This window comes from Bradyrhizobium sp. MI1.11 (assembly GCF_055811255.1).
Genome location: NZ_JBVVPM010000073.1, coordinates 23,153 through 33,179, shown reverse-complemented (window position 1 = coordinate 33,179; position 10,027 = coordinate 23,153). Strand labels below are relative to the sequence as shown.

At 57.0% G+C, this 10,027-nt stretch carries 11 protein-coding genes and 1 pseudogene; 6 read left to right on the top strand and 6 right to left on the bottom strand.

The window, feature by feature from the left end; translation table 11 throughout:
- Positions 1-213 precede the first annotated feature (213 nt).
- Positions 214-654: an aminotransferase class I/II-fold pyridoxal phosphate-dependent enzyme gene (locus AC0L30_RS38365; RefSeq protein WP_473308828.1), complete on the top strand. Its 441-nt coding sequence runs from the start codon at positions 214-216 to the stop codon at positions 652-654.
- A pseudogene (locus AC0L30_RS38360) lies at positions 653-760 on the top strand (dethiobiotin synthase); the annotation flags it as partial. The gene AC0L30_RS38365 and the pseudogene AC0L30_RS38360, both read left to right, overlap by 2 nt.
- A 585-nt stretch (positions 761-1,345) precedes the next feature.
- On the opposite strand, the gene nolL reads toward AC0L30_RS38360, so the two are convergent.
- From nolL to AC0L30_RS38330, 6 genes are all read right to left on the bottom strand, one after another.
- Positions 1,346-2,467, bottom strand: coding sequence for a nodulation factor fucose acetyltransferase NolL (gene nolL, locus AC0L30_RS38355; RefSeq protein WP_473308827.1), 1,122 nt, complete (start codon positions 2,465-2,467; stop codon positions 1,346-1,348).
- Between the two features lie 1,310 nt (positions 2,468-3,777).
- On the bottom strand, positions 3,778-5,040 hold the full coding sequence (gene ectB / locus AC0L30_RS38350) for a diaminobutyrate--2-oxoglutarate transaminase (protein WP_473406433.1): 1,263 nt from the start codon (positions 5,038-5,040) through the stop codon (positions 3,778-3,780).
- A gap of 366 nt (positions 5,041-5,406) precedes the next feature.
- Entirely contained in the window at positions 5,407-5,547 is a 141-nt protein-coding gene (locus AC0L30_RS38345; RefSeq protein WP_158091512.1) for a hypothetical protein, read from the bottom strand.
- A gap of 61 nt (positions 5,548-5,608) precedes the next feature.
- Positions 5,609-5,812: a hypothetical protein gene (locus tag AC0L30_RS38340; protein WP_473308825.1), complete on the bottom strand. Its 204-nt coding sequence runs from the start codon at positions 5,810-5,812 to the stop codon at positions 5,609-5,611.
- A gap of 259 nt (positions 5,813-6,071) precedes the next feature.
- The gene (locus AC0L30_RS38335; protein WP_085348748.1) at positions 6,072-6,461 is read right to left on the bottom strand and encodes a response regulator transcription factor; all 390 of its coding nucleotides are present in this window, start codon (positions 6,459-6,461) and stop codon (positions 6,072-6,074) included.
- An 84-nt stretch (positions 6,462-6,545) separates the two neighbouring features.
- The gene (locus AC0L30_RS38330) at positions 6,546-7,175 is read right to left on the bottom strand and encodes a response regulator transcription factor (protein ID WP_473308830.1); all 630 of its coding nucleotides are present in this window, start codon (positions 7,173-7,175) and stop codon (positions 6,546-6,548) included.
- Positions 7,176-8,565: 1,390 nt separating this feature from the next.
- Here AC0L30_RS38330 and AC0L30_RS38325 point away from each other — a divergent pair.
- From AC0L30_RS38325 to AC0L30_RS38310, 4 genes are all read left to right on the top strand, one after another.
- Positions 8,566-8,736, top strand: a complete 171-nt coding sequence (locus AC0L30_RS38325; protein ID WP_473308824.1) for a hypothetical protein — start codon at positions 8,566-8,568, stop codon at positions 8,734-8,736.
- Positions 8,737-8,855: 119 nt separating this feature from the next.
- Positions 8,856-9,173 (top strand): HipA N-terminal domain-containing protein, encoded by a 318-nt coding sequence (locus AC0L30_RS38320; RefSeq protein ID WP_473406434.1) that lies wholly within the window; start codon positions 8,856-8,858, stop codon positions 9,171-9,173.
- A gap of 126 nt (positions 9,174-9,299) precedes the next feature.
- On the top strand, positions 9,300-9,602 hold the full coding sequence (locus tag AC0L30_RS38315; protein ID WP_473308821.1) for a HipA domain-containing protein: 303 nt from the start codon (positions 9,300-9,302) through the stop codon (positions 9,600-9,602).
- A 91-nt stretch (positions 9,603-9,693) separates the two neighbouring features.
- Positions 9,694-9,963: a hypothetical protein gene (locus tag AC0L30_RS38310; RefSeq protein WP_473308819.1), complete on the top strand. Its 270-nt coding sequence runs from the start codon at positions 9,694-9,696 to the stop codon at positions 9,961-9,963.
- The last annotated feature ends 64 nt before the right edge of the window (positions 9,964-10,027 follow it).

Below are 10,027 nucleotides of genomic sequence, written 5' to 3'. Positions count from 1 at the left end.
CTACAACGAAGTCCGGCCCCATAGCGCGATCGGCAACAAGGCGCCGATATCGCTGTTGAATGGCTCATCGGCGCCCCCGCCGGCATGAGCTAAACCCCGGAAAATTCCAGCATCAGCTGGCCTAGTTTTGGGGAGCACTTCAAAACCCCGGAAAATTCCAGCATCAGCTGGCCTAGTTTTGGGGAGCACTTCATAGTCGAGAGCCTCTACAGCATGGATGGCGACGTCGCACCGCTTGGAGACCTGCTCGGGATCGCGCACCGGCACGATGCGTTCATGGTTGGCGACGAAGCTCATGCAACGGGCGTTTACGGCGAGCAAGGGCGAGGGCTCACGGCGGCCTATGAACGACGCGAGAATCTCCTCGTTGTTCATGCCTGCGGTAAGGCGCTGGGAGCTTCCGGCGCGCTTGTCACCGCCACTGGCGTGCTGCGCACGATCAATCGCTGTCGCCCGTTCATCTTCGCGACCGCTCGGTCGCTGTTGATGGCGGTGGCCGTGCGGGAGTCTCTCTTGATCCTGCAGGAGGAGCCGGAGCGAAGAACGGTTGACGAAGCTGGTCGCGTTCTCGCATCGGGAGATGGCTGTGCGAGGCGAGAGAAGTCCTTCGAATCCGCAGATCCTGCCCTATATCGTTGGCGAGAATCGTTTTGAAGGGGAGACCGATAGCCAGCTGGTTGCACGGCTGAGCGGTCTTCCGGCCGATCGGATCGTTCCGGAGCGTTACCGCCTTAAAATACCCGCTTCCCCGAAATCCGCTGGCCTGTGCCGCCGCCAAGGCTAACCTGTAACTGTGGAAAGACAGGTCAGACGCATTGTTGCGCTCGCAACCATGCAAGAGCAGGCAATTGAACCTTTCCGCGGCGATCCGCGCTTTGCAAACGTTCGCCGTAGCGGCGCCGTCACAGTGCACTCGATCTGAAGACGAAGGATACCGGCCATTCGCAGGCGTCGGCCCGAAGCTTCACGCCTTCTTTAAAGTGCGCAATCTCTTGCTGCAGTAATACGATCTATGTGATGCCGCCATGTTGTGTAACACTAGGAGACCTGCACGAAATATATGCGGGCGTCTATGACGCTGCCGATGCGCTGGCCTGAAGACGCGCGCGGCTCCGCAAGACTAGGGAGTCTGAGTTGTCGTCGGCTTCCGGAACGAGTTGAGAGTGCCTTGCCATAAGGTGCCGAAATGGACGATAGTTACTCGCATGTTACGTTACTCTATGCCGACCGGCTCGGCCGGTGGACGCCGACGCCACCCGATCGGGCTTCGAACGCTATTCCGGCGTCAGCACAAGGCGATGCCATCGCAACATCCTGCCGTACTCGGACGATCAAATGCATACAGCTAGTTCATTGCGGGTTTGGCTCGCGGGAGACCTGACCGCGGTGGCATTCCAAGGACGAGCTGAGACAGATATGGAACGCCGCGAACAGTCGAGCGGACCACTAGCGCGATCGCAACAATTGCCGCCCCGAGCAGACCCGCCATGATCAACCGGGTCGTGAGATCCCAAAGTTCTCCGAGCTGTATGAAATCCATTAGACGGAACACGGTACCCTGGACAAGGTAGAGCAGCAGCGTGGTCTGGCCCAACTCCATAGCTATAAAGCGGGCGATTCGGGTTGAGTGGCTAAAGCGCCAGCATTGCAGCAAGAGTTCGATGGCGATTGCTGAGGCAGCTGCAGCGCCAACAAACATCAGAAGCACGTCTTTGGCCGACCGAAAATCGTGAATTAGTCCAAGATTATTGTAGACATAAGTGTCCTTGCCCCAGGCTACAAAACATACGCAAGTCAAGACCGAGAGAAATAAAATCAAGAGCGGCTTGTGAGATCGCGATGTAGTCGTCCATCGTTCGTTCGATTGAGCAAACAAGAATCCCAAGCAGAAGAACGGGTAAGTGAACCTGATCAAGGGTGATATGGAGAACGTCAGAGGAACGAGTGCAATCAGTATCGCTGAGCCAGATATGACCAACGATCGGTGGCTCAGCCTGGTGAGTATCTTGATGAGAAGGTAAGAAACAAACGTGGCCCAGATGAACCAGTATGTGCCGGCAAGATCGTCTACAAATTCCAAAAGTCCGGTAGTTAGGCTGGTCGCGCGCCACAATGCCGCTGACTTAGCTGTCTCCATGAGCGCCCACCAAAACAGCATGGGCAGTAAGAGCTGCGTCGCACGGGCGATGGCGGCCTGAGTGAACGACTTCTGCAGCAACGATCGCGAAGAAAGATAGCCGCTTATCGCCATAAAGAGTGGCATGTGAAACATATAGATTGCTTTGTAGTACGGCGAATACCAAAAGCCGCCGTCTCGATAGATGACATACTGGATCAGGTGCCCAACGATTACCAAGACAATGAGCGCACCTTTCGCGAAATCTAAGCTCAGATCTCGATCGCTTGCCCCGGTCGTGCGCGAGCTCGGGGCCATTATTCCAGTCACGCGTTGCAATCTATCAAACATCTAGATATCTGTTGTTGATGAGCCGGCGGCCCGTTGTCCGCTTCTTCTGCCTCATTTTTGGTTCAGACGAAAGGTGATGGTGGGAGTTTTTGGAAGGGCAACAAGCTCAACTGGTTAGGCCTTGAGGAACTAGCCGTGGGCCGAGCGTCTCTGTACGCCTCAGCAAACTGTGCGGCAGAGAGCCGATATTTGGTTTGAGATGCTGGGCTAGCAGTGCGGGCACGGCATGCTAGTTGCAGACGCGGCTCTGGGAGGAAGACTGTCGCACTCAGTCTCCCACTCAGCCCGACGCATCTCGGACCCGGCAGATGCGTCGGGCTTCTCCGGTTCGCCCAGCATAGTGACATTTGGTCCCGTCGACGCCGGGGTGATCAAGCTAACGGGGCGTCTGATAGCTGAACTCGATCACGCCAACTTGGGGCTATGGCATCGGGCTGCGGGGCACACGGATATCGGTGCTCCGAGTTGTGGAGCAAAAGCCGAGGACCAACGCTTTTTGAATTGAGCTGCTCGTTCGGCTTCGTGCAACTCATGCCTGAACCGCGCTTGCCGTGACGACTTTTGCCGTAAAGCCGCCGCCGCAGTGATTGCTGCCGCATTTATGGTGTAAACGGCTCTGCTGGATCGCAGCTGCGGAATGTCTACGGTCCTGACAAAGTCCGCACCCGTGTGATGGACACGTGCTCATGAAGGCCAGGCGTGAAACGGGCTGCGCGTGTGGAGTACCATCTCTAGCTGAAGCTCGTGGCTTATGTGCATCCGGGGGAGGCCTGGTTGATCGTACTTGGGCGGATGACCAACTGCATTCGAGCAACATGACCTAATGCTCCAAGGAGGCCAGATCTAACGCAGGAGTGCGTGAAAGAGCACGGTCAGATGCGCGTGCGCGACGTCGCCGAGGCAGGCTTCTCGATCAATATCAGCTGAGCTTGGCGTGGGGATGAGGCGGTAGATCGCAGCGGCGGGCGGACTCTCCTCACTTGTGGACTGGCTTAGATGCGATCGTCATTCAATAACTCTTCGCGCAGCACTTTGAAGGCCTACTACACCATTCGACTCCGCTCCGCCAACGAGGTCGCCTTCGGCGGGCCTAGGGGGCTCCACACTCACTTGTTGCGGATCAAGCAGGGAGCAAGGCCTTCTTCGCGCACCAGCGACTCAGCGGATCACAAACAGCGCTGGCGTTCAGGCGTTAGCTCCACATTATTGCCTCACAACCCCTGACCGTTTCGGCGCGAAGCAAGGACCCACCCCAATGCCGTTGGCGGCGATGCTGTCGCTAGGACCAGTGTCTCTCGTGTGCCGGCAAGTTAGCTTGGTCGGGCCAAATTCAAGGTTTCAGTCAATGACTCCTCGAATATATCGAGCCCTTGTCCCAACGTTTCTTCGTCGATCGTAAGTGCAGGCAGGAACTTGACAACCTGATCCGTCGGTCCGCATCGCTCGATAATCAATCCCTTCACAAATGCCCTCCGTGACGTCGCCTCTGCGATCTCGCTCGTTTTGCAATCGAAGCCGCATACCATGCCGCGTCCACGAACGGCAAACTCGTTTCCGTGCTGATGCGCGATAGCATCGAGTCGACGCCGCATAAATGCACCCAAGCGTTGGATCTGTTGCGAGAACGTCTGGTTGCGCCAATACAGATCCAATGCCGCCTTGCCAGAAACGAGTGCAAGGTTGTTTCCGCGAAATGTTCCCGTGTGCTCGCCTGGTTCCCATGCGTCGATCGCTTCCTTGATCAAGAGCATCGACAATGGCAAGCCGTAACCACTCAGCGATTTCGACATCACAACAATGTCTGGCGACAACGCAGCGAACTCGAAGCTGAAGAACTCACCTGTGCGACCACAGCCCATTTGGATATCGTCAACTATGAAAATAGCTCCGACCTCCTTTGCCAAAGCCTGCATTGACTGCAGCCATTCCTTGCCGGCGACGTTAATGCCTCCCTCTCCTTGCAGTGTTTCGACGAGAATGGCGGCTGGAAGATCAGTACCACTGCTCTCGTCCATTAACACCTTTCGAACGTAATCCGCCGGACTGTACGAGGAGCCAAGATACCCATCATAGGGCATGAAAGTTGTGCCGGATAAGGGAATCCCGCTGGCTTTACGGTAAAAGCGGTTACCGCTCGCGGCTGTGGCTCCCAAGCTTTGGCCGTGATATCCGTTCGTGAAAGAAATGACGTTGTGACGCCCTGTGATTTTACGCGAGAGCTTTAGAGCTGCTTCAACGGCGTTAGCTCCTGTAGGCCCGGTGAATTGAAAGCGGTAGGAAAGATTCCGTTCCCGAAGAATAACAGAGCTAAAGGTCTCCATGAATTCGACTTTTGCTGGAGTGGCCATGTCCAAGCCGTGGACGACCCCGTCCGACTCCAGATAGTCGCTGATTGCTGCTTTGATCTGCTGATTGTTGTGGCCATAGTTTAGCGCTCCAGCGCCAGACAGAAAGTCAATGACCTTTCGGCCGCCCCCTGTGAACATAATTGAACCGCGCGCCCCATTGAAGACAGCAGGAAAGGAACGTGAGTACGTACGCACATTGGACTCTAGCGTTTCAATTGTCTTCATTCGGCTCCCCTGTGTACTCCAACCATGCGGTCGTCGCGTCGACCAGACAATCTGCCCGATGAAACAACGCGGGCCAACATCGTGCAGGACTGGCAGGCCATGACCGCGGGTTCCGCGCCTCTCGGCATCGTTTGGGTTGCGCGTAGCGCATCTAAAAATCAGCTCCAACGGGTTACCTGAGAACCAGGCGGAACAAAGCTACCATCTCTAGTAGCTTCGTCCCCATCCAGCGACGGCCCCCGTGTTAAGTCATCTTTCGCGAACAGGTTTACCTAGCCGCGCGGGAAGACGTTGCGCATGCGTGCGGTACCTTGCGTCAGGATACCGCGAGCCGGAAGCGACATGCTCAGGCCACGGTCTCAGGGACTAGAAGGACACGCCCGCCGCCCGACCGGTTTTGGCCTTGCGCTTGGTTGACACAATCGCCGGGCAGTCGTCGGCGTGGATGCGTTCGGCAGCAAAGGCATGGCTTGAGATCGAATCTGCCAGCGGCACTTGTGTTGCCATTCCAACGGATGCGTAAGCTTCCGGTGCTTCAGTCCGAAGAGTTGCTGGGATCGAACCGAATTTAGCGGATCTGGCGGTGCAAACCGTTCGATCCGCCAACATTCGATCTGCCAACATACGTCTTTGCGGCTTCTCGGAATTCCGCAGCGAACGTCTTGACAAACTCCGTGATGTTGGCCGCGATCGCCGCCTCCTTTTCCGCCAAACTCGGCGGCCGGATCCGTGGCACTTTCGCGCCGAACTCAGCAATGGTTGTCGCACTCAAGATCGCGCGCTCCTGCGTTAACGCGACGAGCGCTTCGGCCTCGTCGGATTACGCGATCATACGGGAGGCATGTTGTCAGGGGCCCGAACTAGCAAGGTGCTTCAACCAGACGTCGAAAGTGCGACAACAGCGACAGGAGTGCGGCTACATCAAAAGGTGATGGTCGCCACTGGCGCGGCGTAAGCACGAGCAATCGCGCGTTGATCGACATCGTGAGCGCCGCGCGGGCGCGGCTTGGTCCAGATTGCTTGCCCCGCTTTCAGGCGTTTGTTCCGGGACGGTGCTCGCGGAGTACTTCATCGACGCAGGCCATCAACTCCAGAGCGGGAAACGGTTTAGCGAAAAAGCCGGTCACGCCGGCGCTCAAAGCGCGGGCTCGCGTGCGATCATCCGCGAAGGCAGTAATCAAAATGAATGGCGCAGCGTGGCCTTGGGCCCGCATCTGTTCTAAAAGTTCAAAGCCGCTCATCGTGGGCATCTGCACGTCTGCAATTACACAGGACGTGCCGTTCAATTGAGACGACTCCAGGAATTCCTCAGCCGAAGCAAACGTATGAACGATGTGGCCCTGTGATTTCAAGAGGTTGTTCAGCGCGACACGAATTGAAGGATCATCGTCGACAACGGAAATAGTGTTAGACAAGACCACCCGTCCTGGTTGGGCGAAGGCACTGGCCGAAGCATGGCGGCCAGCTGAAGGGTGCGCGTGTACGAAGAAATTGTAAAATCATACTTAGGTTTGTACTCTGAAACGGTCGGTCCCAATTCCCAGCCTCTCCGCCATTCTAATCAAATCGGCTAGTGATCGAGCACCCATCTTCTTCATCACGTGCCCCCGGTAGATTTTGACTGTAATCTCGGCAAGCCCGAGTTCCGCGGCTACCTGTTTGTTCAAGAGGCCCGTGGCGACCAGTCTCAAGACATCCTGCTCTCGTGGACTTAGAGCCTCGAACAAGGATTGCAGCTTCGTGACAACCTTGTCTATAGCTCGTCTCTTGCGATCCTGTTCGATCGCTGCGACCACTCCATCGAGCAGTTCCTGATCGCGAAACGGCTTGCCGAGAAAATCGATTGCTCCATTCTTCATCGCTTTGACGGTCATCGGAATATCGCCATGAGCGGTGATGAAAATAATGGGAATGTGAACCTTCAGTTTGGCTAATTCAACCTGGAGCTCCAGCCCGCTCAAGCCCGGCAGTCTGATATCAAGCACAAGGCAGCTGGGAACATCAGGAAGCTCGCTCTGGAGCAGTTCCTGGGCCGATCCGAAAGCAACAACGTCTAGACCGATCGAACGAAACAGGTTGACGAGCGATTCGCGCATTGAGAGGTCGTCGTCGACGACCAACACGCTCGGTCTCACCTCCGGCCCTTCGACAGTTGCGGCTTGCTTCCGCGGTTCAGAGCGCTTGGTCACGATAAAAGCCTCACTTTGCAATGGTGGTAGAGGTTCCGTGGAGCCACGACCAAAGGTTGCTCGTGGCGGCCTTCTCAGGAGCTTTCGCGCAGTGCAAATCTCTGAGATCTTCCAGGTATGCGAACGGCCAGCCGTTTGCGTGCGTAAGACATTATCACGAAAGTCTAGCAAAAAGGGCCCGAGTGGTCGAGAACTGGCTTCCGTCTGTCCGCCGTCCCGTTGGAACGGCCCGGCGGCATTGATCAAATCAATCAGCAGCCAAGTTGAGGCGCTCGCTCTAGCTGGCGGTGGATGCCGCTTGGCATCCCCGTTCAGGCGCATGAGGCGTCGGCGGACTCTCGTTAAGCGGCCGGATCAAAATGCCCGCCGCCTCGGTAGCTGCACGCGTGGGCGCGAGCTGAGCGAATCGGGGCGAATGTGCCTGTGCATGCGCCGATCCCGCCGGCGTTGTTGAGATCGGCATGCGGCGTAGACTATCGCAACCGCAGTAAAGAAAATGGACATCAGAACGAGTAGCAGCGGCATCAGCACATAAATTCTTTTTTGCGTCGTCAGAGCGCCTGTGAGTTGCGTCTTTAGCGAGCTTGGGAAAGCACCTTGCATCGGTTTCGTACAACCTGACGCATGGTGCGATTCAAGTCCTTTTGGTCGTGCTTTGTAGGAAATGTAATCATCTCGAGCTGCGGGGGCGCCCACGTTCGTGCGTCCTGCCGATTGCTTCGCTGCTCGTATCCGAAGATGATGTTTGTATTCAAATGGAGAGGGCGCATTCGCGGGATTGGCGGGCACCATAGGTGCGTATCGAGCACGCTGATTCGAAGCTTAGCTCCTCAATGCCGCAGTATAGGGCTGAAACTGGCTCGAGCGGTCCGCTTGGAGCAGCCGCCAACCGCCCACTAGCTCATCAATCTTCCGACGCAACTCATTAAGGCGGCCCGGCGCACTCCTTTGAGAAGAAGTGTGCCGGGTTCGCCCCACATCGCCAGTACATCCGTGGTGATGGTGTCCCAGATGATGTGACCCGCGTGGCAAAACTGAGACTCGTTTAGCAGCCAAAGTAGATGGTGACTCCCTGCTACTTCACACAGGACGGGAAAGGCTTGAATCGTACGTAGGGTCACGTTGTACATGTCTTGTAGATCGATCGAGTTAGCATCTCTCGAGCCGACTAGGTGGAGTTCGTAGTTGGCAAGTTAGATCTGTCGCAGCGCGACTGGGACGAGAAGGCGTTCCGCTGTTCTCCAGTGGCTGGGATCTCCAGTCGGAGGGTTTCGGAAGCTTCATGCGGTGTTTGGAGTCGTCCTTTGGCCTGCGTCCTGGCCCCGGGTGGTCGAGCGTGAACGAGATCGTCTTAACGGCCCACTGTCATGCTGACATTGCGGGGTTGTTCGCCAATCCAAGGCTGGTGGCCGGTCTTGGTCAGGGCAAGGAACACGTTGTTCAGGATCGCAGCCGTCTCCGTTCGAAAAGGCTATCGAAGAAGGGCTCGCTGGAACCCAGCTTGTAAGGAGCGTCGCTGGGTTTTAGGCAGCGCACCCATCTTCGTCGAGGAGATGACGGATCAAAGTATGTGCCGATCCGAGATTGCCCACAAAGCGAACCTTGTGCTCTCCTCATCCGAAGCCGGTGAACGCGCATTGCAGGACACCATTCGTCGGCGCAATCGACTTTCAGTACGATCCGTCCTGGCTTGCCTGGGAGCATGCGCTGCCCGTGTCGCTATCTCTGCTCTGCGTGAGGGACCGCTATATCGGTGCCGCTGTCGTCGCCGTTTCCGACAATCTCCTGCCCGACAGCATGCCCATCCGCCATCTTATGGCGGAGCGAGCCCACGCTCAGGGCATCGACGCTTACGACCTACTCACTGGGGTCGGACGGGACTGCGTCGGCCCATTGCAATTCCTGCCGGACGGCATCGAACCCGGGCGCTGCCGGGGCTGTTGACGGCAGACCCGTTGACGACGAGAATCGCCCGGCTTCTCGGCGACCTTTGCATCGGCTCTCCTTGAACTTGGTGAGGACGAGGACTTTCGGATCTCGATCGCCGGCGCCCAGGAAAAGACCGCGCTCTTGTTCTGGAAAGGGCGTTGGTACAAGCCGCTGGCGACTACAGCCACGACGCACATTCTCAAACCGCGGATTGACCGACTGCCGAACGGCCTCAATCTTTCCTACAGCGTCGAGAATGGGTTCTTCTGCCTCAAGCTGACAGCAGCTCTCGGACTTCCGAGCGCCGCGATTGCGATCGAGGAGCTTGAAGGCAACCGTGTGCTCGTGGTCGAGAGGTTCGTTCCCCGCTGGACCGGCGACAACCGTCTCCTACGTTTGCCTCAAGAGGATTGCTGCCAGGCTTTGTCCGTGCCGCCGCCTTGAAATATGAATCCGAGGGCGAGCCCAGTATTCCAGCTATCTTTAACCTGCCAAAGGGAAGCGATCAACCGGAAGCAGATCAAACGACGTTTTTGTGGCAACCAGCGGCAGAACGCACTTTCGGGCGCTCCAGCCGGGCGAGTTGTTCCTCTTCAAACTAGCCGTGCCAAACAACTTCATTGTTAGTGGCGGCATTTTCGGCCACGCGTCAATCGAGCCGCTGTCCCTGGCGTGGGAAGCCTTCGGCTTGAGCCGCTCTATCACGAAGGACTCCTTCCGCGCCGGCGCGCTACGTAGTCCGGAGCCGCCGCCCGGGCTGGACGTGCGCGCAGGGCTGCGCTCGATCGACACGATCGGGCTCTAACATATAGCGTGCGTCCGTTATATTGTGCTTACTGCGGGCTACTCTTTGGCGGCCTTGATCCGGA

What these genes read in the sequence shown, in the direction of transcription:
- nolL (WP_473308827.1), bottom strand. Translation starts at nt 2,467, where the DNA reads ATGTTTGATAGATTGCAACGCGTGACTGGAATAATGGCCCCGAGCTCG.
- ectB (WP_473406433.1), bottom strand. Translation starts at nt 5,040, where the DNA reads ATGAAGACAATTGAAACGCTAGAGTCCAATGTGCGTACGTACTCACGT.
- AC0L30_RS38345 (WP_158091512.1), bottom strand. Translation starts at nt 5,547, where the DNA reads ATGGCAACACAAGTGCCGCTGGCAGATTCGATCTCAAGCCATGCCTTT.
- AC0L30_RS38365 (WP_473308828.1), top strand. Translation starts at nt 214, where the DNA reads ATGGATGGCGACGTCGCACCGCTTGGAGACCTGCTCGGGATCGCGCAC.